At 60.1% G+C, this 23,155-nt stretch carries 18 protein-coding genes and 2 riboswitches; of the genes, 10 read left to right on the top strand and 8 right to left on the bottom strand.

Annotation, left to right across the window (positions count from 1 at the left end):
- Positions 1 to 114 precede the first annotated feature (114 nt).
- The 4 genes from nagB (at position 115) to Q0753_RS13430 (ending at position 3,299) form a co-directional block, all read left to right on the top strand.
- Entirely contained in the window at positions 115 to 924 is an 810-nt protein-coding gene (gene nagB, locus Q0753_RS13445) for a glucosamine-6-phosphate deaminase (protein WP_298722018.1), read from the top strand.
- Between the two features lie 3 nt (positions 925 to 927).
- Positions 928 to 2,070, top strand: coding sequence for an N-acetylglucosamine-6-phosphate deacetylase (gene nagA, locus Q0753_RS13440; protein WP_298722016.1), 1,143 nt, complete (start codon positions 928 to 930; stop codon positions 2,068 to 2,070).
- A gap of 28 nt (positions 2,071 to 2,098) precedes the next feature.
- Positions 2,099 to 2,416, top strand: coding sequence for a stress response translation initiation inhibitor YciH (locus Q0753_RS13435; RefSeq protein ID WP_298722014.1), 318 nt, complete (start codon positions 2,099 to 2,101; stop codon positions 2,414 to 2,416).
- Between the two features lie 102 nt (positions 2,417 to 2,518).
- Positions 2,519 to 2,679, top strand: a riboswitch (yybP-ykoY riboswitch).
- 62 nt (positions 2,680 to 2,741) lie between these two features.
- Positions 2,742 to 3,299, top strand: coding sequence for a TMEM165/GDT1 family protein (locus tag Q0753_RS13430; protein WP_298722012.1), 558 nt, complete (start codon positions 2,742 to 2,744; stop codon positions 3,297 to 3,299).
- Between the two features lie 240 nt (positions 3,300 to 3,539).
- On the opposite strand, the gene Q0753_RS13425 is transcribed toward Q0753_RS13430, so the two are convergent.
- On the bottom strand, positions 3,540 to 4,442 hold the full coding sequence (locus tag Q0753_RS13425; protein ID WP_298722010.1) for a LysR substrate-binding domain-containing protein: 903 nt from the start codon (positions 4,440 to 4,442) through the stop codon (positions 3,540 to 3,542).
- 120 nt (positions 4,443 to 4,562) lie between these two features.
- Here Q0753_RS13425 and Q0753_RS13420 point away from each other — a divergent pair, with 120 nt between their 5' ends.
- The 3 genes from Q0753_RS13420 (at position 4,563) to Q0753_RS13410 (ending at position 9,629) form a co-directional block, all read left to right on the top strand.
- On the top strand, positions 4,563 to 5,804 hold the full coding sequence (locus Q0753_RS13420; RefSeq protein WP_298722005.1) for a D-amino acid dehydrogenase: 1,242 nt from the start codon (positions 4,563 to 4,565) through the stop codon (positions 5,802 to 5,804).
- A gap of 143 nt (positions 5,805 to 5,947) precedes the next feature.
- Positions 5,948 to 6,916 (top strand): TAXI family TRAP transporter solute-binding subunit, encoded by a 969-nt coding sequence (locus tag Q0753_RS13415; protein ID WP_298722066.1) that lies wholly within the window; start codon positions 5,948 to 5,950, stop codon positions 6,914 to 6,916.
- Positions 6,917 to 7,061: 145 nt separating this feature from the next.
- The gene (locus Q0753_RS13410; RefSeq protein ID WP_298722002.1) at positions 7,062 to 9,629 is read left to right on the top strand and encodes a TRAP transporter permease; all 2,568 of its coding nucleotides are present in this window, start codon (positions 7,062 to 7,064) and stop codon (positions 9,627 to 9,629) included.
- Positions 9,630 to 10,011: 382 nt separating this feature from the next.
- Here Q0753_RS13410 and nhaD read toward each other — a convergent pair whose 3' ends face one another.
- The gene (nhaD, locus tag Q0753_RS13405) at positions 10,012 to 11,457 is read right to left on the bottom strand and encodes a sodium:proton antiporter NhaD (RefSeq protein WP_298721999.1); all 1,446 of its coding nucleotides are present in this window, start codon (positions 11,455 to 11,457) and stop codon (positions 10,012 to 10,014) included.
- 343 nt (positions 11,458 to 11,800) lie between these two features.
- On the opposite strand from nhaD, the gene argA reads away from it, so the two are divergent.
- Both argA and lysC read left to right on the top strand, forming a co-directional pair.
- The gene (argA, locus tag Q0753_RS13400; protein WP_298721996.1) at positions 11,801 to 13,129 is read left to right on the top strand and encodes an amino-acid N-acetyltransferase; all 1,329 of its coding nucleotides are present in this window, start codon (positions 11,801 to 11,803) and stop codon (positions 13,127 to 13,129) included.
- Between the two features lie 79 nt (positions 13,130 to 13,208).
- Positions 13,209 to 13,379, top strand: a riboswitch (Lysine riboswitch).
- Positions 13,380 to 13,442: 63 nt separating this feature from the next.
- Positions 13,443 to 14,780 carry a lysine-sensitive aspartokinase 3 gene (gene lysC / locus Q0753_RS13395; RefSeq protein WP_298721993.1) on the top strand — a complete coding sequence of 446 codons (1,338 nt, stop codon included), beginning with the start codon at positions 13,443 to 13,445 and terminating at the stop codon, positions 14,778 to 14,780.
- Between the two features lie 203 nt (positions 14,781 to 14,983).
- Here the strand turns inward: lysC and Q0753_RS13390 are convergent, their stop codons facing one another.
- The 6 genes from Q0753_RS13390 to Q0753_RS13365 all read right to left on the bottom strand — a co-directional run bounded on the left by Q0753_RS13390 (position 14,984) and on the right by Q0753_RS13365 (position 21,390).
- Positions 14,984 to 16,267, bottom strand: a complete 1,284-nt coding sequence (locus Q0753_RS13390; RefSeq protein ID WP_298721988.1) for an MgtC/SapB family protein — start codon at positions 16,265 to 16,267, stop codon at positions 14,984 to 14,986.
- Positions 16,260 to 16,670, bottom strand: coding sequence for a YkvA family protein (locus Q0753_RS13385; protein WP_298721985.1), 411 nt, complete (start codon positions 16,668 to 16,670; stop codon positions 16,260 to 16,262). The genes Q0753_RS13390 and Q0753_RS13385 overlap by 8 nt, the downstream gene beginning before the upstream one ends.
- A gap of 33 nt (positions 16,671 to 16,703) precedes the next feature.
- Positions 16,704 to 17,825, bottom strand: coding sequence for an alanine dehydrogenase (gene ald / locus Q0753_RS13380; RefSeq protein ID WP_298721982.1), 1,122 nt, complete (start codon positions 17,823 to 17,825; stop codon positions 16,704 to 16,706).
- A 146-nt stretch (positions 17,826 to 17,971) separates the two neighbouring features.
- Entirely contained in the window at positions 17,972 to 18,514 is a 543-nt protein-coding gene (locus Q0753_RS13375; protein ID WP_298721979.1) for a cupin domain-containing protein, read from the bottom strand.
- A gap of 56 nt (positions 18,515 to 18,570) precedes the next feature.
- Positions 18,571 to 19,932, bottom strand: coding sequence for an aspartate aminotransferase family protein (locus Q0753_RS13370; RefSeq protein WP_298721976.1), 1,362 nt, complete (start codon positions 19,930 to 19,932; stop codon positions 18,571 to 18,573).
- Between the two features lie 129 nt (positions 19,933 to 20,061).
- Positions 20,062 to 21,390, bottom strand: a complete 1,329-nt coding sequence (locus Q0753_RS13365; RefSeq protein WP_298722064.1) for a glutamine synthetase family protein — start codon at positions 21,388 to 21,390, stop codon at positions 20,062 to 20,064.
- A 242-nt stretch (positions 21,391 to 21,632) separates the two neighbouring features.
- Here Q0753_RS13365 and Q0753_RS13360 point away from each other — a divergent pair, with 242 nt between their 5' ends.
- A complete protein-coding gene (locus tag Q0753_RS13360) occupies positions 21,633 to 22,991 on the top strand; it encodes a glutamine synthetase family protein (protein WP_298721973.1) in 1,359 nt (452 codons plus the stop codon).
- Positions 22,992 to 23,155: the final 164 nt, after the last annotated feature.

The raw sequence follows: 23,155 nt of genomic DNA, 5'->3' as shown, positions 1-23,155 counted from the left end.
GATCTCCTTATGCAATATGGAACACCCCGGCACGGCCCATGCCGGCCAGCGTCTTGCTTAGGTCGCCATTCGAAATATGGTAGGCTTTCGGCATATCATCACGAGAAGCCGGCCATGCGTTTAATCCCTTTCGCCAGTGCAAACCAGGTCAGCCGCTGGGCTGCCCATTACCTTGCCAAGCGCATCAATGCCTTTGCGCCCGACGCTCGACGTCCCTTCGTGCTCGGGCTGCCCACCGGCAGCACACCGCTGGCCACCTATCATGAACTGGTTGCTTTGCATCGGGCGGGAAAGCTCAGTTTTCGTCATGTGGTTACCTTCAATATGGACGAATACGTCGGATTACCGCCAGAACATCCACAAAGCTATCACCACTTTATGTACCAAAACCTGTTCCGGCATCTGGATATCAAGCCGGAACATATTCATATTCCCGACGGCATGGCCGACGATCCGGAGGCCGAGTGCCGCCGCTATGAAGCGGCCATTCGCCACTTTGGCCCTGTTCATCTGTTCATGGGGGGCGTGGGCAGCAACGGGCATATCGCTTTCAATGAGCCCATGTCATCTTTCGACTCACGCACTCATATCAGCACCCTGAGCGAGATCACCCGGCAGGACAACGCCCGCTTTTTCAACCAGGATCCGCAACAGGTACCGACTCGGGCGCTGACCGTTGGCCTGGGAACCCTACGGGAAGCGGAACAGGTCATGTTGCTGGTGACCGGCCAACACAAGGCGCAGGCACTGCAGGCGGCACTGGAAGGCGATGTCAGCCCCTTGTGGCCGATATCCTCGCTGCGGCGGCATAAAGACTGCCTGCTGGTATGCGATACCGATGCCACTCGGGATCTCTCGGCATCCTCTCTCGATGCGGCCTCGCCAATCGCCGCCAACGCGCTCATTCAGTCAGCTACGGAGTAACCGATGTTTGCCCTGACCCATAGCACCCTGTTTGACGGCGAGCGCCTGCTCGAGCGCCAGGCGGTGGTGATCGAACAAGACCGAATTGTCGCCATTCAGCCCGAAGCCAGCCTTGGTGCCGAACTGCCCCGTCACTCCTTGAACGGTGCCCTGCTGAGCGCCGGTTTCATCGACCTGCAGCTCAACGGCTGTGGCGGCGTCATGTTCAATAACGACATCAGCACTCGAACGCTGGATACCATGCACAGAACCAATCTAGGGTCTGGCACCACCAGCTTTCTGCCCACGCTGATCACCTCCCCCGACCGGGATATGCAGCAGGCGGTCGCGGTCACTCAAGACTACATGGCCCGGCATCAACATCGGGTATTGGGGCTGCATCTGGAAGGCCCCTACACCAACCTCGAGCGCAAGGGCATTCATCCGGCGGCGCAGATACGCCAGCTGGATGAGCCGATGCTGGAATTTTTGTGTCGGCATGCCGCCGTGATTGCCAAAATTACCCTGGCGCCCGAATGCAACCACCCCGCCCATATTCGCCGCCTGAAGGCCGCCGGCATTATGGTCGCCATGGGCCATACCGCCGCCACTTATGATGAAGCCATGGCCGGCTTTGACGCCGGGGTCGGCTTTGCCACTCACCTTTACAACGCCATGCCCCCCACCCTCAACGGCCGGTCACCCGGGGCCGTGGGGGCCGTGTTCGACAGCGAAACCGTATACGCGGGCATTATCGTCGATGGGGTGCATGTGCATGATGCCAATGTGCGACTGGCACACAAGGTACTGGGCCAGCGCCTGTGTCTGGTGACCGACGCCACCGCCGCGGCCGGTGCCGGACCCGAGCTGACCCGGTTCAATTTTTGCGGCACCCCGGTTCTGGTGCGCGATGGCCGTTGTGTGGACGAGCATGGTACACTCGGCGGCTCGGCGCTGACCATGATTGCCGGGGTCAAAAACCTGGTTGAACGGGTCGGCCTGCCGCTGGAAGAAGCGCTCTGCATGGCCAGCCTCTATCCGGCCCGGGCGCTGGGGCTCGACCATGAGCTCGGCGCCATTGCCGTCGGCAAGGTCGCCAATCTGGTGGTGCTGAGCCACCGGCTGGACGTCAAGGCCACCCTGGTCAACGGCCGCTTCAGCACCTGACGTTATCACCGATTATTGAGTCAACAAGATGAACAAACTGGTATACAGCACCGATCCCGACTGGCAGGCCGAGCAGGACAAATCCGCCGCCGGCCCCGGTCTTTTCCCCGACGATGGTACCGTCCGCTTGCGCCGCGAAACCAAGGGCCGCAAGGGTGCCGGCGTTATTTGCGTGTACGGCGTACCCACCGAGCAGGTCGGCACCCTGGCCAAGCAGCTGAAGAAACAGCTGGGCACCGGTGGCGCGGTGAAGAAAGGCGTCATCGAAATTCAGGGCGACCGGCTGGAGCAGGTCATGACGCTATTGGTCAAGGCCGGTTTGCCGGTGAAAAAAGTCGGTGGCTAAGGCTTCGTTGTGAGGGTGAGGGGTGAGGGGTGAGGGGTGAGGTGTGAGAAACAGGTTAGCGATCAGCCTTGAACTTGCCGTTCAAATCACTACAATACGCGGCTCCTGCACAAGGGGGAGTAGTCTCTCGACAGTGAGTGTCGAGACGGTCGTCAACATAATTGGTGCGAATCACCATGGTGGCCGTGACCCGACTATCTTGTTGATAAGTTGTTAACAAGACATCCGTGGTTTGACGAGACCTTTGACAGGCTGATGCCGATACCGGGGACGGGCGGCATGGCCTGCTCATTGGTTGATCATCACTCGTCCCCCGGTAACTACCTTGGAAGCACTGACCACTTCGACCTTCGCGGTCGCCATCGCCGAAATCGGTGACAAAACCCAACTGCTCGCCCTGGTGCTGAGCTGTCGTTTCAGAAAGCCCCTGCCCATTATTGTCGGTATTCTCGCCGCGACTCTGCTCAACCACGGCCTGGCCGGCTGGGTGGGTGTATGGGTGCAGCAATGGCTGAGTCCAGACTGGCTACGCTATCTGCTGGCCGGCTCTTTCTTCATCATGGCGTGCTGGATGCTGATCCCCGACAAGCTGGACGATGAAGACGGCACGCTGCGCCGCTACGGGCCCTTTATCACCACCTTTGTGCTGTTTTTTCTGGCGGAAATGGGCGACAAGACCCAACTTGCCACCGTGCTGCTGGCCGCCCGTTTCGTGGAAGACTATTGGCTGGTGGTGGCTGGTACTACCCTCGGCATGATGGCCGCCAACGTACCCGTGGTACTGATTGGCAAGAAAGGCGCCGAGCGTATTCCGATGAAGTGGATTCACGGCGTCAGCGCCCTGCTCTTTCTGATACTGGGCATCACCACCCTGTGGTGGTAATACCAACCTGCATAAAGGTCTGATCTTTTTCAAACTCGAACTCAGAGACAACACAGCCGCCTCCCTCGACACGCCATAAAGGAGGACAAAGGGATCTGCTCCGCCGACCATCCGCACCACGGATGGTGCGGCTGAGCCCCCAAGGATGGGTTTACGGCGAGTCGGCGGAGCGGACCGTTTGTCTTGCCTTTGCAGAGCAACCAAATAGATCAGTGATTTAATCTGCTTGGTATAAATCGCTCATTGCGCCTTTAACAGGCTGGTGGCCACGGCCTGCAGCTGTTTCAATAACGCCTGCCGGGCCGGTATTGGCGTTTCGCCGGCCCGATGCAGCACATAGAGTGATACGGTCAGGTTTGGCTCCAGTGGCCGGGCCTGCACCTCCCCGCTTGCCGCCATCAGCGCGGTAAAGGGGTCGACCAGCGCCACTCCCTGACCGGCCGCCACCATCTGGCGCGCCAGCTGATAGGTTTGTACTCGAGTGTGAATCCGCACCGGCGGATCCAGCTCCTGAGTATGGCTGTGCAGCAAGCCACCCAGGCCGTCCCGGCTATCGAGACCAATCAGCCTGACCCCCGCCAGACGTTGCAGCCGAATGGGTTCACGACATTGCGCCTCGGTCCAGCTACCGGCAGGGGCAATCACCATCATCCGTCCCTGCGCCAGCATCTCCACCTGCAAACCGGGGTGCTTCACCCGCTGCAGCGTCAACCCCAGATCCGCTTCGCGCAGCAACAGCGCCTGAGTCATTTCTTTGGTGTGCTGGGTGGCCAGTTCACATTCGGTATCGGGATAACCTTCACGCCAGCGCCCCAGCGCTTGAGGCAGCAAACTCTGCGCCAGCGTCGGCGTACACATCAGCCGCAGTGCGCAGGCATTGCCGCGGCGCAGATTACCCGCCAGCCGGCGAAGGTTCTGCAGATCGGACGACAATTGCTCGGCGGGCTGTTGCAGGATCAACGCCTCTGTGGTGGGCAGCAACTTGCCACGCACCCGGCGAAACAAGGCAAACCCCAGTTGTTGCTCGGCCTGCTGCAGGCGCTTGCTGGCGGCGGGTTGGGAAATATGCAGCAACTCGGCTGCCGCCGTCAGGCTGCCGGTTTGCAGCACGGCCTGAAACAACTCGATATGGCGTAGACGCATAATATAGACTCTTTTGGATACACATCATAACCAAAGGTTATGACCTGCCCTTATCTTTTCATTGTTCGGCCGAGGCGGCAATGCCTATGCTGAAGCGATTGAGTTTAAAGGGAATCAGTCATGCGAGTCGCGATTATCGGTGGTGGGGTGATTGGGTTGACCACCGCCTATGCCCTGGTCAAAAAAGGGGTTCAGGTCGAGCTGTTCGAGCAACGAGATACGGTTGCCATGGAAACCAGTTTTGCCAATGGCGGTCAGCTGAGCTATCGCTACGTGGCACCCTTGGCCGATGCCGGCGTGCCGCTGCAGGCACTGGGCTGGATGCTGAAAAAAGACGCTCCGCTGCGTTTTCAGCCACGCATGAACCCCGATCAATGGCGCTGGTGCCTGCGCTTTTTGCTGGCCTGTCGCCGCAGCGTCAATCGGTCCAATGGCGCCCACCTGCTGCGACTGGCACTGCATAGCCAGCAGATATTGACTGACTGGCGCGAGCAGGACGGTCTGAACGACTTCGCCTGGCGTGCCAATGGCAAGCTGGTCATTTATCGCGATGGCGCCAGCTTCAAGAAAGCCGCCGCTGGCGTCGATGCCGGCTCACCGCAACGGGTGCTGAATGCCGCACAATGCATCGAGGCCGAGCCGGCACTGGCCAGCCTGGCCGCTCAGTTACGGGGTGGTATTTTTTCGCCCGGCGACGAAGTGGGTGATTGCCACCGCTTCTGCCAACAGCTGTTGCGGCGCCTGCGCGGGCATGCCAACTTCACCCTGCATACCGGACAAACCGTGAACAAGCTGCGGCTCGAACGCGGGCAGGTCAGAGCCTTGTCGCTGACCCAGGGCGAGGTGACAGTCGACCATCTGGTGGTGGCCGCCGGCATTGGCAGCGCCGCCCTGCTGCGGCCGTTGGGGCTGAAGCTGCCGCTTTACCCCCTGAAGGGCTACAGCCTGACCCTGCCCGTGACCGACTACGCCACAGTGCCGCAGACCAATGTCACCGACTACGATCGCAAAATCGTCTATGCCCGCCTGGAGGATCAGCTGCGCGTCGCCGCCATGGTGGATATTGGCGACTGGAACACCGAACTCGATGCCCGCCGCATTGCCTCGTTGCGCCGGCAGGCTCAGGCCTGCTTTCCGCACGCCGGCGACTATCAAACGGCCACCGCCTGGGCCGGATTGCGCCCCGCCACCCCCGAGGGCACACCACTCATAGGACGCAGCGGCATCAACAATCTGTGGCTGAATGTTGGCCATGGCAGCCTGGGCTTTACGCTGGCCTGCGGCAGCGCTGCTACACTGGCTAATCTAATCGATAATGAGCCTGCCGCTATTTCTCTGGCGGGTTTGCAACGGGTGTCCTGATGTATTCGCCTGCTTTTATTAGCATTTAACGGCGTATTACATTACCGTGAATGCCTCATATGGATACACATGGAAAAATGTGTTAATCATAAGAAAATGAAGATGTTATTTGGAATAATAGCCTGAGGAAAATCAATATGGATATGCAAAATCGTAACGTCTCCAAGCTGTTTGCCGGCGCAGTAACCGCCCTGCTGTTCAGCAGCCAGGTCAGCGCCGACACGCGCTACGTGACCATAGGTACCGGCGGTCAGACCGGGGTATATTATACCGCCGGCCAGTCGGTGTGTCGTTTTCTCAACCGCGGTGCCGAAGAGCATGACATAAAATGTAATGCCCCCTCATCGGCAGGCAGTGTCGGCAATATCGTCTCGCTGCAAAACGGTGACTACGACTTCGGCTTTATTCAGTCCGATCACCAATTCAAGGCACTGGAAGGTCAGGCTCCCTTCGACAAGAAACCGGTTGCCAATCTACGCGCCGTTTTATCGCTGCAAAGTGAAATTCTCACCGTGGTGGTGCGCAACGACAGTGACATCGACAGCATCGGGGATCTTAATGGCAAGCGCGTCAACATCGGTGTTCCCGGCTCCGGCAGCCGCGATACCTTCGATGAACTGATGCAGGCCAGCGGCTGGACCAAAGACAGCTTTTCTCTCGCCGCCGAGCTGAAGCCGGCTGAAATGGCCGCCGCCTTGGGCGACAACAACCTGGATGCCATCACCTATGTAGTGGGTCACCCCAGTGGCGCCATTCAGGAAGCGCTGACCACCGCCGATGCCAAGCTGATCCCGGTAGAAGGAGCCGGTGTCGACACCCTGCTGGAGAAGGCCAGCTACTTCACCCGCGCCAACATTCCCGCCGGCCTCTATCCGGGGGTTGATCAGCCGATTCCTTCCATCGGCGGCAAGGCGGTGCTGGCCACTACGGCAGAAACCGATGCAGACGTGGTCTATCAGCTGGTCAAGTCCGTGTTCGACAACCTGGAGCGTTTCAAGCGTCTGCACCCCGCCTTTGCCGATCTGAAGGCCGAAGACATGATCAGTGCCGGCATTACCGCGCCGCTGCATGAAGGCGCCGCGCGTTTCTACAAGGAAAAAGGCTGGCTGTAACCGTCTGCCGGCAATGCGGTAAGCCGTGAGATATCCGTCACCGGACTCACTGTCTGACATCGGTATTTGCTGGCAACCAAACCTCTCCCGTCATCACGGGAGAGGTTTTCTCCTTTCTGTTGCACCATCAAAATAGGTATCCCCTATGTCAGAAAAACACTTGTCCGCAGAGGAGCTGATCGCCCAGGATGTCGGTGCGCGCACGCCCGATGGCATCATGGCCAGGGTGATTGCCGGGCTGGCCCTGTGCTGGTCACTGTTTCAGCTCTGGATCGCGTCCCCCTTGCCTTTCATTTTCGGCTTTGGCGTACTCAACAACACCGAAACCCGCTCCATTCACCTCGCCTTCGCCCTGCTGCTGGCGTTTCTGGTGTTTCCCGCCTTCAATAAATCGCCGCGCAACCGGGTGCCGCTGCTCGATATCGTGCTCGGCCTGGTTGCCGCCGCCGCCGCCGCCTACCTGTTTGTGTTTTATCAGGATTTGTCCCAGCGTCCGGGCAGTCTCACCACCGCCGATCTGGTCACCGCCTGTGTCGGCATGACGCTGCTGCTGGAGGCCACTCGCCGGGCGCTGGGGCCGCCGCTGGCGATCATCGCCCTGGTTTTTCTGGCCTACAGCCTGGCCGGTCCTTACATGCCGAGCCTGCTGGCCCACCGCGGGGTCAGCTTCAGCGCCCTGGCCAACCACCAGTGGATTACCACCGAAGGGGTGTTCGGCATCGCCCTCGGTGTGTCCACCAGCTTCGTGTTTCTGTTCGTGCTGTTCGGTGCCCTGCTCGAGCGGGCCGGTGCCGGCCATTACTTCATTCAGCTGGCCTTCAGCCTGCTCGGCCACCTGCGCGGCGGCCCGGCCAAGGCGGCGGTGGTCGCCTCCGGGCTGACCGGGATGATCTCCGGCTCTTCCATCGCCAACGTGGTCACCACCGGCACCTTTACCATTCCCATGATGAAGCGCACCGGCTTCTCGGCCGAAAAGGCCGGCGCGGTCGAAGTGGCCTCTTCGGTCAACGGCCAGATCATGCCGCCCGTGATGGGCGCGGCGGCCTTTTTGATGGTCGAATACATCGGCATGCCCTATGTAGAAATCATCAAGCACGCCTTTCTGCCGGCGGCCATCTCCTATATCGCACTGCTGTACATCGTTCATCTCGAGTCGCTCAAGCTCGGCCTGCAGCCCATCGGTGGCCACCAGCCCAAGTCCTGGCTGCGCCGCCTGACCGGCTTTGCCTTTGGCGCCACTCTGATCAGCGGCCTGTCACTGGCCGTCTACTATGGTCTTGGCTGGCTCAAGCCGGTGCTGGGTGATTATGTGCTGGAAGGCGTGGGCGTGTTGCTGGCACTGGCCTATCTGGGCCTGCTGAAAATTGCCGCCAGCGTTGCGCCGCTGGAGCCGGAAGATCCAAATGCGCCGCTAGACGCCCTGCCGCAAACCCGCGCCGTGCTGTTGTCCGGCCTGCATTTTCTGCTGCCGGTGGTGGTGCTGGTCTGGTGTTTGATGGTCGAGCGTCTGTCGCCCGGGTTGTCCGCCTTCTGGGGCAGCATGATGCTGGTGGTGATACTGCTGACTCAGCGTCCGCTGCTGAGCTGGATGCGCACCGACGGTCTGCACGAGCACGGTACCTTTATGGACGGCGTTATCGATCTGCGTGAAGGCCTGCTGGCCGGTGCGCGCAACATGATCGGCATCGGTATCGCCACCGCCGCCGCCGGGCTTATCGTCGGTGCTGTGTCGCAAACCGGGGTCGGACTGGTACTGGCCGATCTGGTCGAGCTGCTGTCGATGGGCAATCTGCTGTTGATGCTGATGTTCATCGCGGTATTCAGCCTGATACTCGGCATGGGCCTGCCGACCACCGCCAACTACATAGTGGTGTCGAGCCTGCTGGCACCGGTGGTGGTGACCCTGGGTCAGCAAAACGGCCTGATAGTGCCGCTGATTGCGGTACATCTGTTCGTGTTCTACTTCGGCATCATGGCCGACGTCACTCCCCCGGTGGGGCTGGCCTCGTTTGCCGCGGCGGCCGTGTCCAAGGGCGATCCCATCAAGACCGGTGTCACCGCTTTCTATTACAGTCTGCGTACCGCCGCCCTGCCCTTCCTGTTCATCTTCAACACGGATCTGCTGCTGATTGATGTGAGTTTCTGGCACGGGGTGGTTATCTTCGTGATCTCGACCGCCGCCATGCTGATCTTCGCCGCCGGTACCCAGGGCTTTTTCCTGGTGCGCAGCCGCTGGTACGAAGGAATTCTGCTGCTGCTGGTGGCCTTTACCCTGTTCCGTCCGGGTTTCTGGATGGACATGCTGCACGACCCCTATCGCGAGGTGTCGCCGGCGCAATTTGAGCAGGTAATCGGTCAGGTTGATGCCGAGAGCAAGCTGCGTCTGCGCATACTCGGGGTAGATGCGGTCGGCGACCCGCAGGAATTCAGCCTGTTACTGCCGGTACCGGCAGGCGACAGCGGTGAAGAGCGAATGCAGAAACTCGGGCTGATGCTGTATGAAGATGACGGCAAGGTACTGGTCGACAGCGTGGCCTTCGCCAGCCCCGCCGCCGATGCCGGTCTGGACTTCGACCAGCAAATTCTGGTGGTGCGTGCACCGACCGAACGCTGGCTCAAGGAGCTGATGTGGATTCCCGGCTTCCTGTTGCTCGGCCTGGTGGCCTGGCTGCAACGCCGCCGTCGTGAGCGTTTACCTGCCACGGCCAGCTGAAGTAGCCACCCCATAAAACCATCAAGCCCCGGCAGCCATGCCGGGGCTTTTTTATGAGCAGAAACAAAAATGGCCGACTGGGGAGCAAACCAACCGCTTGGTTGATTGGTTATTAATGAGTGCGCAAAGAGGCAACAGGGTTGCCTCTCCCGACACGCTTCAAGCACATCCATGTGACGCTCTACCGCTTCATCCCTGAAGCGGAAGGTCGGCTGAGGCAATCCCTGCCACCTCCTCCTTCTCTTCCGAGTTGCCTGCAGACGGTGCCAGCAGGCGAGTCGGCGAAGCGGGCCCTTTGTCCGATCGTACAGAGCAATAAAACCAATCGATTGTTTAAATTCGATTGGTTTTAAATTTATGGCTTGACGCTGGCGGCTGTTCCTCAGCCAAATACGTTGAAGCTGTCGGCGTTCAGCCACAGGTGCGCCAGTATGCTCGCCACGTAACCGAGGAAGATCACCGGTGCCCACTTGAGGTGACCGAAAAAGGTATACATGCCGCGGGCCTGGCCCATCAGCGCCACCCCGGCGGCCGAGCCGATAGACAGCAGGCTGCCGCCCACACCGGCGGTCAGGGTGATCAACAACCAGTTGCCGTGCGACATTTCAGGCTCCATGGTCAACACCGCAAACATCACCGGAATGTTATCCACCACCGCCGAAATCACACCGAGGGCGACGTTGGCATACACAGCATCCCAGCCGGTATAGAGCAGCTCCGACACCAGCGCCAGATAGCCCATGTAGCCCAGACCGCCGACACACATTACCACGCCGTAGAAAAACAGCAGCGTGTCCCACTCGGCCCGCGCCACCCGGTTGAAAACGTCGAAAGGCACCACGCTACCCAGCCGCTTGAGCGCTTCTTCATCGCCCCGCTTCTCGGCCATGACCCGCTTGCGCGCCAGCGATCCCGGCAGGGTGCGGCGCAGGTAGTAACCGAAAAACTGCAGGTAACCCAGGCCGGTCATCATGCCCAGTACCGGCGGCAGGTGCAGCAGGCTGTGGCAGGTCACGGCGGTGGCGATGGTCAGCAGGAACAACAGTACGATACGAATGGCACCGCGTTTCACCTCCACCTCTTCATAGAGGGCGGCGGGTTTGCGGTTCTCGATAAAGAAATGCATCACCGCTGCCGGCACCAGATAGTTGAGCAGGGCGGGAATGAACAGAATGAAGAATTCGTTGAACTTGACGATACCGGCCTGCCACACCATCAGGGTGGTGATATCGCCAAAGGGACTGAAGGCACCGCCGGCGTTGGCGGCAATCACGATATTGATACAGCACAGGTTGATGAAACGCTTGTCCCCTTCCGCCACCTTGACCACCACGGCACACATCAGCAGCGCCGTGGTCAGGTTATCGGCAATAGGAGAGATAAAGAAGGCCAGCAAGCCGGTCAGCCAGAACAGCGACTTGTAGCTGAAACCCTTGCGTATCATCCAGGCCCGCAGGGCATCAAACAGTCGGCGCTCTTCCATGGCATTGATGTAGGTCATCGCCACCAGCAGGAATAACAGCAGTTCGGAATACTCCAGCAGGTTATGCCGAAACGAGGCTTCGGTGACGCCGGGAATACCGTTGACCATGTAGGTCCAGCCAATACTAACCCAGATGATACCGGCGGCAATCAGCACCGGCTTGGACTTGCGCAGATGCAGATATTCTTCGCCCATCACCAGCAGATAGGCAATCACGAAGATAACCACGGCGAAGATGCCGACAGACGTACCGGTTAAGTCCAGCTGGCCTCCGGCCGCAAACACAGAGGTACTGAACAGCGCTGCCAGCCCCCCCAGAGTGAGTAAGCACAGTTTCCTTTGCATTGTTGTTCTCGCTTTTGTTGTTTTAGCTTTATTGTGGCTATAGTTACCGATTTTCCCCGCGCGAACGGGTAAAACCCTAAAAAGGTTAACATAAAGCCCCCGGCAAGGCAGGCCGCTTTATTGGCGCTCGCTCGCATTTTTCATATCAAAATGCGTCAGGATTAACACAGCGAAACCTGGCCTCCGCCACAACAAGGGGGTGTCGAATCAGACCCGAAAAGGCCCTTCCCCGTCGCATGCCGATGCGCTATAGACAGCCAAAAAGTAAATATTTAATCTTGTTTTTTGCATTAATTTTCACGATCATGGACTTATATTATCTTCCGTCATCAAAGGACAATCCGTGCGCGATACCGATGCCGCCCTGGTCAAGGCATTTCGTCAATCAAGCCCCTATGTCAATCTGCACCGGGGCTCCACCTTCGTGGTCATGCTCGGTGGCGAAGCCATCGATCAGGATAATTTCCCCAATATCATTACCGATATCGCGCTGCTGACCAGCCTCGGCATTCGGCTGGTTATCGTCTTTGGTGCCCGGCCGCAAATCGATCAGGGGCTGGAAGAAGCCGGTCTGGAAAATGTTTTTCACAAGCACACCCGGGTGACCGACGAGCACAGTTTTCGCATCATCAAAAATGTCTGTGGCGGCTTGCAGATGGACATCATGGCCCGACTGTCGATGGGGCTGATCAATACGCCCATGCAGAATGCCCGCATCAATGTGGTGACCGGCAACTTTGTGACCGCCCAGCCGCTGGGGGTCGATGACGGCGTGGACTATCAGCATTCCGGCCGGGTACGCCGCATTCATACCGACACCATTCATCACCAGCTGTCCAACGGCGCCACCGTATTGATCTCTCCCATCGGCTTTTCGGTGACCGGTGAAAGCTTCAATCTGTCGTCCGAAGAGCTGGCCCGACGGCTGGCCATCGAACTGAAGGCCACCAAGCTGATCGGGTTCTGCTCACAGCGCGGCGTGCTCGACGACGAAGGTGTGGCTATTCCGGAGCTGTTTCCCGAACAGGCCGAAGAGCATCTGCAGCGCCTTATGTCCGATGGCGACACCCTGTCCGGCACCGCCCGTTATCTGCGGGCCGCCATTTCCAGCTGTCGCGCCGGGGTGCCCCGCAGCCACCTGGTGAGCTACAAGGAAGACGGGGCCCTGATTCAGGAACTGTTCACCCGTGACGGTCTGGGTACCCAACTGGTCAGTCTGAGTGCCGAGCAGGCACGCCAGGCCCGTATCGACGATATCGGCGGTATCCTGGATTTGATCCGCCCGCTGGAAGAAGAAGGTATTCTGGTGCGTCGCTCCCGGGAGCAACTGGAAATGGAAGTCGATCAGTTCACCATCATCGAGAAAGACGGTGCCATCATCGGCTGTGCCGCCCTCTATCCTTTTCCGGAGGAGGCGATGGCCGAGATGGCCTGTGTCGCCATTCATCCCGATTATCGCCGGGGCAGCCGGGGCGATATGCTGTTGCAGAAGGTGGAAGAGCAGGCCAAGAAGCGCGGCATGAGCCGGCTGTTTATTCTGACCACCCGTTCCATTCACTGGTTTCGGGAGCGCGGCTTCGAGCCGGTGGATGTCAGCGCCCTGCCGATGGGCAAGCAGGCACTCTACAACTTCCAGCGGCGTTCCAAGATCATGATGAAAGATCTGCTATAACATCGATATAGCCCGGTTTTGGCCACTTAATTATTGACAGCGACAGACAGAGTCAGTACTTATATGGCAGCCCGCATGTCGGGCAAGAAGAGGCGCGTTATTCAGGCAGCCGGCAGGAGGAGCTCCCACTCCCCAGATCGCCGGTCAGGGGAGATAACGCCGAGAGGATGATGCGGGGCAGCGTATCATCCTCGGCTACGAAGGCTGAATCCTTCGGGTTGTCACCTGTGGGTGGCGTGCTTCTAAGTGACCTTTCCCGTCTCTGCAGCCGTTTCCCCGTTACTTATCATATACATATATCAAGGAGCTGCACTTGAGTCAGTTAACCGTTGCCAAATTTGGTGGAACCAGCGTCGCCGATGCCGAGGCCATGAGCCGTTGCGCCGCCATTCTTGAACAGAATCCCGATACCCGCCTGGCGGTACTGAGCGCCAGTTCCGGCGTCACCAACCTGCTGGTGGCCCTGGCCTCGGGCGAACAACAGCCCGAGGTTCGCGCCACCCTGCTGCAACAGTTGACCGATATTCAGCAAGGCATTCTCGACAGCCTGGACAAGCCCGACATGCTGACCCGCCATATCGAGGATATTCTGGTTCATATCAAGGAGCTGGCCGACAGCGCCGCCATCAGCCCGACCAAGGCACTGCACGATGAAATCGTGGCCCAGGGCGAGCTGATGTCTACTAAGCTGTTTGTCGAGCTGTTGCGCCACCGCGGCACTCCGGCGGTATGGTTTGATGTACGCAAAGTGATGCGTACCGACGATCGTTTCAGCCGGGCCGCCCCGGATCTGGCCACCCTGCGTGCCGAAGTGGAAAAGGAACTCACACCGCTGTGCGACAACCAGCTGGTGGTGACCCAGGGCTTTATCGGCGCCGCTCAGGACGGTCGCACCACCACCCTGGGTCGGGGCGGCAGCGATTTTTCCGCCGCCCTGCTGGCCGAGGCGCTGGACGCCATCGCCGTGCAAATCTGGACCGATGTGCCCGGTATCTACACCACGGATCCGCGCCTGGTGAGTGACGCCCGCGCCATTCCCGAAATCAGCTTCAGCGAAGCCTCCGAAATGGCGACCTTCGGTGCCAAGGTCCTGCACCCGGCTACCCTGCAACCGGCGGTACGCAAGCAGATTCCGGTGTTTGTCGGCTCCAGCAAGGCGCCGGAAGCGGGTGGCACCTGGATTCGCAACAGCACCCCCAGCCAGCCGCTGTTCCGCGCCCTGGCCCTGCGTCGCAATCAGGTGTTGCTGACCCTGACCAACCAGAGCATGTTTCAGGTGCACGGATTTCTGGCCGAGGTGTTCGGCATTCTGGCCAAGCACAAGATTTCGGTCGACCTGATCACCACCTCCGAGATCAGCGTGTCACTGACCCTGGACGCCGGCGCCGAGCTGCTGACCGAGGAAGTGCAGGCCGAACTCGGCAAGCATTGTCACCTCAAGGTCGAACAGGGCCTGGCATTGGTGGCGCTGATCGGCAACCGCATGAGCGAAGTCAACGGCACCGGCACGCGCGTGTTTCAGGCGCTGGAAAACGTCAACATTCGCATGATCTGCTATGGTGCCAGCCCGCACAACCTGTGCTTCCTGGTACAGGAAGACAGCGCCGATCAGGTGATTATCGACCTGCACCGGGAACTGCTGCCGGCATAACCGCCGTTCGCTTCACTCTACCCTAAGGCCTAACACCGTTCAGTTAACGGGATCGATTGGCTTTCAAACCGACCTTCTGCGCCAGGGATGGCGTAGCAGAGCCCCCAGGGATGGGTTTACGGCGTGTCGGTGGGAAGTCAATTGATTCCGTTTTACGCTTAACTGACTGGTGTTAGCCCTAAGGCCCGGTTTTCCGGGCCTTTTCAATTCACTCCCCAGGCCACCAGCAAACCGCCCAGCAACGACGCCGCCATGGCCAGCGCAACCCGTCGCCCCAGGGCGCGGTCGCCCAGGGTCAGCGCCATCGCCGTTTTCACCAGGTTGTTAACCGAGGCCGCCAGCACGATGCCGAGTACCGCGGTGCCATGATCGATACCCGTGAGTGACATTCGGCTCAGCGACAGGGTAATGGCATCCACATCGGTCACCCCAGAGGCCAGCGCCAGCAACAGGATACCGGCGTTCCCCAGCAGCGCTTTCAACCATTCGCCGAGCAGCATGATCACCAGAATCAGCCCCCCGAAGAAAAACGCCGCCTTGAGATCGAGTGGATTCATGTCGAGGCTGGGCTGATCCACCAGCTTACTGCCCCGGTGCCGATACCAGATCATCGCCGCCGGACCATACAGCAACAGGGTCATCACCAGCACCGGCAGCCACAGCGTGGCCAGCAACGCCGGGTTGATCAGCGCGCAATACACCAGAATACGGGGAAACATGGTGCCGCAGGCCAGCAGAATACCGGCGGCCAGCAGCGGGGCCAGCACCGGCGAGGTGCGCGACAGCCGGGCATAATGCAGGGTCAGCGCCGTGGAGGAAGTGAGGCCGGCAAACAGGCTGGTAAAGAAGATACCCCTTTCGGTGCCTCCCAGCCGGATGGCAAAATAGCCGAGAAAAGAAATGGAGGCGATCAGCACCACCATCCACCAGATTTCAAAAGGGTTGATAGCGCCGCCCGGCCCCATGGCCCGGTTGGGCAACAAGGGCAGCATCACCACCGAAATCAGCAACAGCTTGAGTCCCGCATCCAGTTCATGCTCTTGCAGTTTTTGCAGCAGACCGTGAATTTCGCGCTTGTTGTCCAGAATAAAGGCGGTGATCACCGCCGCGGTAGCGGCAATGGCCGGGTCATCGAGCAGCGCCAGGGCCCCGAAGCAGAAGGTGAGCACCAGCCCCATGCTGCCGGTGATGCTGTAGTCGGCCAGATCCCGGCTGCGCGCCCGGTAGGCCACCAGCGTCAATGCCATCATTCCCAGCAGGCCGACGCCAATCAACCACTGACCAACATGAGTACCGAGCAAGGCCACCAGGCCGCCAAACAGACCGACCAGCGCGTGGGTGCGTATGCCCGCCACCCGTTGCCCGGTCTGACTGTCCCGGCTTTGCCAGCCGCGCTGAATGCCGATAAGGGTGCCCAGCAACAAGGCCAGGCCCAGCCGAATCAAGGTGGCGTGGCCAGACAGAAATTCGGTGTTCAGTTCATTCACCAGGCTGTTGCGCTTTCCAAGCAGCGTATCGGGCCAGATCGGCGCGAGCCAGATCCAGTGCCAGCTTGATCACCAGCGCATCATCCAGATAACCGGCCAGCGGCAGAAAGTCCGGCACCACATCCAGCGGTGACACAAAATAGATGACGGCCCCGGTCAAGGCGGCCATCACCTTCCAGGGCACGGCCCGGTAGTCACCCTTGCGGTAGTCGTTGAGCAGACTCACCATCAGTTTCAGCTCTTGCCACCAGTCAAGCAGCGCGGCCGGCGGTGTTTCGGCGAGCCGGTCCAGCTTGCGTTCGCCCTCACGGGCCGCCTGATGCAGCTCGGCATCGCCGACCTCGTCCATATCATCGGTAAATCGCGCCCGGGCGCGCGCTTCCTGCTCTCTACTCAACGCCATCGTCAACTCTCCTTACGTGGGCAGGCCGCCTGCTCAGTTGGTGGTCAACACCTGATCAAGCGGGGTATGACTCAGGCCATGAGCCTCGGCCACCGCCTGGCAGACCACCTGATTCTGGTGCACGTTGAGGCCACGAGCCAGATGCTCGTCCTGCTGCAGCGCCTGCCGCCAGCCCTGGTTGGCCAGCGCCTGAATAAAGGGCAAGGTGGCGTTGGTCAGGGCAAAAGTCGAGGTACGCGCTACCGCGCCCGGCATGTTGGCCACACAATAATGGACGATGCCATCTACCTCGAAGGTCGGCTGCTGATGGGTGGTGGCACGGCTGGTTTCGAAACAGCCGCCCTGATCGATGGCCACATCCACCAGCACGGCGCCCTGAGGCAACAGCTTGAGCATGTCGCGGGTTACCAACCGTGGCGCCGCCGCCCCCGGGATCAGCACGGCGCCGATCACCAGATCGCTGCGAGACAATTCAAACTCGATGTTATCGGCGGTGGAATACAGGGTTTTCAGCCCGGGGCCGTAAAGGCCGTCCAGCTCTTTCAAGCGCGCCAGTGACTTGTCGAGTATGGTTACATCGGCGCCCAGCCCGAGCGCCATGCGGGCGGCGTTGATGCCCACTACACCGCCGCCCAGCACCAGTACCCGGCCCGGGGCCACGCCCGGCACGCCACCCAGCAGCACGCCTCGCCCGCCCTGGGCTTTTTCCAGACAGTGGGCACCGGCCTGTATCGCCATGCGGCCGGCCACCTCACTCATCGGCGCCAGCAACGGCAGGCCGCCCCGGGCATCGGTGACGGTCTCGTAGGCGATGGCGGTACAACCGGACTTCAGCAACCCCTGTGTCTGGGCCAGATCCGGCGCCAGATGCAGGTAGGTAAACAGCAACTGCCCGGGTCTCAGCTGTTGGTATTCCTCAGGCTGAGGCTCCTTGACCTTGACCACCATCTCCGCCCGCGCAAACACCTCGCTCGCCTCCGACACCAGCTCGGCGCCGGCGGCGGCATAATCTTCATCGCACAGGCCGATGGCGCTGCCGGCCCCACACTGCACCAGCACGCTATGGCCATCTCGCACCAGCTCCTTGACCCCGCCGGGGGTCATGCCGACCCGATATTCGTTATTCTTGATTTCCCGTGGTACCCCGATATCCATATCCACCTCTGTACTCAATGTTGTCGATGATGCCATCCCGGCGCCAGGTGGCGAGACGGCGTCAATAAATCGTTGGTTACCTTCATCTTGCGCGTTTGCGTTTTCACATTCAATTATTTGCAAGCTACAGGACGGTACCGATACCGCTAGAAAGTAGGTGGGGTCGCCGCCGAGACGAGCTCGCACGGTTCCTTGCCGATATTGCGAAATCGATGGGGCTGGCGGGTGTCGAAATAATAACCGTCACCGGCCTGCAATACGCAGCACTGCTCCCCCACCGTGACCTCGATTTCGCCACTCAGAACCAGACCGGCTTCCTCCGCCTCGTTACTCAGCATGTCGGGACCGGTGTCGGCCCCCGGCGGATACCGCTCCCGTTGCAGCGCCAGTTTGTGGCCCCGGTGCAGCGGGCCCAGCAGCCACATCTGCACCTCACCGCTCTGCATGGGCAACAGGTCTTGCTGGCGAAAAAAGCACTGTCGAACCGGTTCCTGTTCCAGGCTGAAAAAGGCGCCCATGGTGATGGGAAAGCCGTCCAGTATGCGCTTGAGCGTGGCCACCGAGGGGTTGACCGCCGCCTGCTCGATTTGCGAGATCAGGCTGTTGTTCACCCCGGCCCGACGGGCCAGCTCACGCTGGGTCAGGCCATGACGGCCCCGCAGCCATTTCAGTCGTTCGGCAAGCTCCATGATGTCTTCTCCTTCGGATGCCAGCGCTGCGGACCAGCTGCGTCTCTCCATCCTTGTCAGTTCATCAGTGTTTGGTAAGTCAGATCCAGCGCCTGACGCGCCCTGGTTATCAACTCGTCGACTTCAGCCCTGCCGATCACCAGCGGCGGCGAAATAATCATGGTGTCGCCCACCGCCCGCATCACCAGGCCAAGCTCGAAACAGTGTTCGCGGCAGATGACTCCGGCCCCGACATCCTCGTCAAAGCGCCGGTTGTCGCTTTTGTCGGCCACCAGTTCCAGCGCCGCCAACAGCCCCAGCCCACGGGTTTCGCCCACCAACGGGTGACTACTAAGGCTGGCCCACTCCCGTTGCAGATAGGGGCCTATGTCGTCGTGCACCCGCGCCACCAGCCGTTCTTGTTGCATCACCGCGATATTGGCCAGCGCCACCGCACAGGCCACCGGATGGCCGGAATAGGTGAAGCCGTGAAAGAACTCGCCGCCTTTTATCAGTCCGGCGGCCACCCGAGATCCCACCGCCACCGCCCCCAGCGGGATATAACCGGAGGTGATGCCCTTGGCCATGCACAGCAGATCCGGCTGCAGGCCGTAGTGTTCGCTGGCAAACCAGTGACCGGTGCGGCCAAAGCCGCAGATCACCTCGTCCATCACCAGCAAAATGTCGTACTGCCGGCAGATGCGTTGAATTTCCGGCCAGTAAGAGTCGGGCGGAATAATAACGCCACCGGCACCCTGAATGGGCTCGCCGATAAAGGCCGCCACCTTGTCCGGCCCCAACTCCAGAATTTTCTGCTCGAGCTGACGGGCCCGCTGCAGACCAAACTGGTGTGGGCTCTGGCCCCCGCCTTCGCCGAAATAATAAGGCTGGTCGATATGCACTATGCCCGGTAGCGGCAAGCCGCCCTGAGCATGCATGGGCTTCATGCCGCCGAGCGAGGCGCCGGCCAGGGTGGAGCCGTGATAGGCGTTATGGCGGCTGATGATGGTGTTGCGCTCGGGCCTCCCCTGTTCGGCCCAGTAGTGACGCACCATGCGCACCACGGTATCGTTGCACTCGGAGCCGGAGCCGGTAAAAAAGACATGCTCCATGTCGCCGGGTAACAGGGTGGCGAGGGTAGCCGCCAGCTCGGTGGCCCTGGGGTGGGTGGTCTGAAAGAACAGGTTGTAATAAGGCAGTCGGCGCAGCTGCTGCTCGGCGGCCTGCACCAGCTCTTCCCGGCCATAGCCCAGGTTGACGCACCAGAGTCCGGCCATGGCGTCGAGAATACGGTTACCGTCGGCATCCCACAGATACACGCCCTCGCCCCGCTCAATCACCCGGGCGCCTTTGTGATGCAGCGCCTGACTGTCGGTAAAGGGATGCAGATGATGGGCCGCATCCAGCTGTTGCAACGGACTCTTCGGTAGCTTTGCCATGCTTGACTCCCTGTGCGTTATACCCATTCCATTGAGATTTATCGGTCGAATAAATTCGACCCTACGGCCAGTTTCAGGGACGGCTTCGGCCTGCCCGGCTGGTTGCCGATGGTTTCACGCCGGTGTCTGTCACACGTTCAGCAACAGAAACTCCCGTTCCCAGGCGCTGATCACGGTGAAGAAGGCCTCGTATTCCTTGCGCTTGACCGAAATAAAGGCGTTGACGAAGCGGGGCCCCAGCAGTTGACACAATTCATCGCATTGCTCCAGTTCCAGCAGCGCTTCTTCCAGACTGCGGGCCACGCCGAAGGGCATGTTATAGGCGCTGCCCTGTATCTGCTCTGTGGGTGCTATCTTGTTCATCATGCCCAGATAACCACAGGCCAGACTGGCGGCCAGCGCCAGGTAGGGGTTCGCATCGGCTCCGGCGAAGCGGTTTTCAATCCGCCGATCGGCCGGCACCGAACGCGGCACCCGCAGGCCCACGGTGCGGTTATCTTCGCCCCAGGCCATGTTACGCGGCGCCGAGTCGCCAAACGCCAAGCGCCGGTAGGAGTTGACGTTGGGCGCAAACAGCGCCACCGCGCTGGGAATGTAGTGCTGCATGCCGCCGATAAAGTGCAGAAACAGCTCGCTGTGGCTGCCGTCGGCATTGGCAAACAGATTGTTGCCGTTCGCATCGATCAGGCTCTGATGGATATGCATGGCGCTGCCCGGCTCGTTCTTCATCGGCTTGGCCATGAAGGTGGCGTAGACGTCATGGCGCATGGCCGCTTCGCGCATGGTGCGCTTGAACAGAAACACCTGATCCGCCAGATCCAGCGCATCGCCGTGAATGAAGTTGACCTCCATCTGTGCCGCGCCCGACTCGTGGATCAGGGTGTCCACTTCCAGCCCCTGGGCTTCGCAGAAGTCGTACATGTCCTCGAAGATGGGATCGAATTCGTTGACCGCATCGATGCTGAACGACTGGCGGGCCGTCTCGGGCCGGCCGTTACGACCAATGGGCGGCTCCAGCGGATAGTCCCAGTCCTCGTTTTTCTTGACCAGAAAGAACTCCAGCTCCGGCGCCACCACCGGGCGCCAGCCCCGGGCCTCATAGAGGTTGAGCACCCGGCGCAACACGCTACGCGGCGCCATATCGACCGGATTGCCGTCGGCGTCGAAGCAGTCGTGAATCACCTGGGCCGTCGGCTCGCTGGCCCAGGGCACCAGCCGGGGGGTATTGATGTCGGCGTGCAGTTCCATGTCGCGTTCGGTCCAGTCGATATTGTCATCGTCCGGCCAGTCGCCATTGACGGTCTGCAGAAAGATATTCTCCGGCAGCCGCATGCCCCCTTCCTTGAGGAATTTGCTGGCGGGCAGTATCTTGCCCCGGGCGTTGCCGGTAAAGTCCGGCAACAGGCACTCCACCTCGGTAATGGCGTGCTGCTGCATCCACAGCCGTAACCATTCCATGTCGCGCTTTTCAGGATCTTGAACACTCATTATTCATACCCGTGGTGTGGGAAATAAGGGAAAGCATAGACTATCTTTGGCTAAGCTCATGCTATACATAGAAATTATGACCAGACAAATGATTCATTATCACAATGAGCCGGAACGGGACCGAAATCAAGATTCACCAAAATACCCATATATTAAACACCTGCTTGCATGATTAACTGACCAGATGGCAAGCGCACGTTAAGGATGACGACATGATCAAGGACCCTCGCAAACACCATCACTCGGCGCCCGACAGCCCCTGGGCCGATTATCAGTCCATCGATCTGATGCTGTGCGATCTCAACGGGGTACTCAGAGGCAAGCGCATTCAAAGCAGCGCCATGGAAACAGCCCTGCGCGATGGCATCTGCCTGCCCGCGTCTGTGTTTGCCCTCGACATCACCGGCCAGACGGTGGAAGAAACCGGTCTGGGGCTGGCTCAGGGTGACAGCGACCGCCTGTGCCGGCTGCTGCCCCATACCCTGGTGCCGGTGCCCTGGCACAAGACCCCGTCCGCCCAGATCCTGATGACCATGGAAGATACAGACGGCAGCCCCTTTTTCGCCGATCCGCGCCATGTCTTGCAGAAGGTGATACAACGGCTGCTGGACAAGGGCCTGCGCCCCTGTGTGGCGGTGGAGCTGGAGTTCTATCTGGTGGATCAGAAAGAAGGTGTCGATGGCCTGCCCCAGCCGCCGATTCTGCCGGGCACCGATGAACGCATGCACGACACCCAGGTCTATTCGCTCGACGATCTCGACAGTTGGGAAGACTTTCTGGTGCGGGTGTCGGAAGTGTGCAAACTGCAGCAAATTCCCGCCGACAACGCCGTGGCCGAATATGCCCCGGGCCAGTTCGAAATAAACCTGACCCACCAGAACAACGCGGTGGACGCCTGCGATCAGGCGGTGCTGCTCAAGCGCGCCATCAAGGCGGTGGCCAACAAGGAAGGCATGTACGCCACCTTCATGGCCAAACCCTATAATGGCCAGGCCGGCTCCGGCATGCATATTCACGTCAGTCTGCTCGACGAAGCAGGCAACAACGTGTTCGCCGAGGATCACGAGCTGTTGCGCCAGGCCATTGCCGGCAACTGCAGCATGCTGCCCGAATGCATGGCGCTGTTTGCCCCCAACGCCAACTCCTACCGCCGGCTGCAACCGCATATGTTTGTGCCGCTGCACGCCAGCTGGGGCTTCGACAACCGCACCGTGGCACTGCGCGTGCCGTCGGGCGACAAGGCCAATACCCGGCTGGAGCACCGGGTGGCCGGGGCCGATGCCAACCCCTATCTGGTGGTGGCGGCCATTCTGGCGGCGGTGGATCACGGCATCAGCGAGCAACTGCAGGCCCCCGCCCCCATTCAGGGCGATGCCAACAAGCTGGACTTGCCACTATTACCCTATCGCTGGCAGGATGCGCTGGACCGCTTCGCCCAGTCGCACCGGCTGTCCCAGTACCTGGGCAAGGAGTTTCATCGCGCCTACCTTATCAACAAGCGCTTCGAGCTGGCCGAATTCGACCAGCACGTGACCCCGCTGGAATACCAGTGGTATCAACACTTGGTGTAACAAGATAGCGTCCACATCAGACAGACGACCAAAGGGGTCTGCTCCGCCGACCTTCCGTTTCAGGGCCGAAAAGTGCTCCTGCCGTTCCGGCATTCCCACCATCCATGGTGGTCAGATGAAACGGAGAGCGTACATGGAGGTATTCACAGCGTGTCGGCGGAGTG

The organism is uncultured Oceanisphaera sp., assembly GCF_947495715.1.
In the GTDB taxonomy this organism is placed as follows: domain Bacteria; phylum Pseudomonadota; class Gammaproteobacteria; order Enterobacterales; family Aeromonadaceae; genus Oceanimonas; species Oceanimonas sediminis.
The sequence above is the reverse complement of the archived record's forward strand: the minus strand, read 5'-3'. Positions and strand labels throughout refer to the sequence as shown.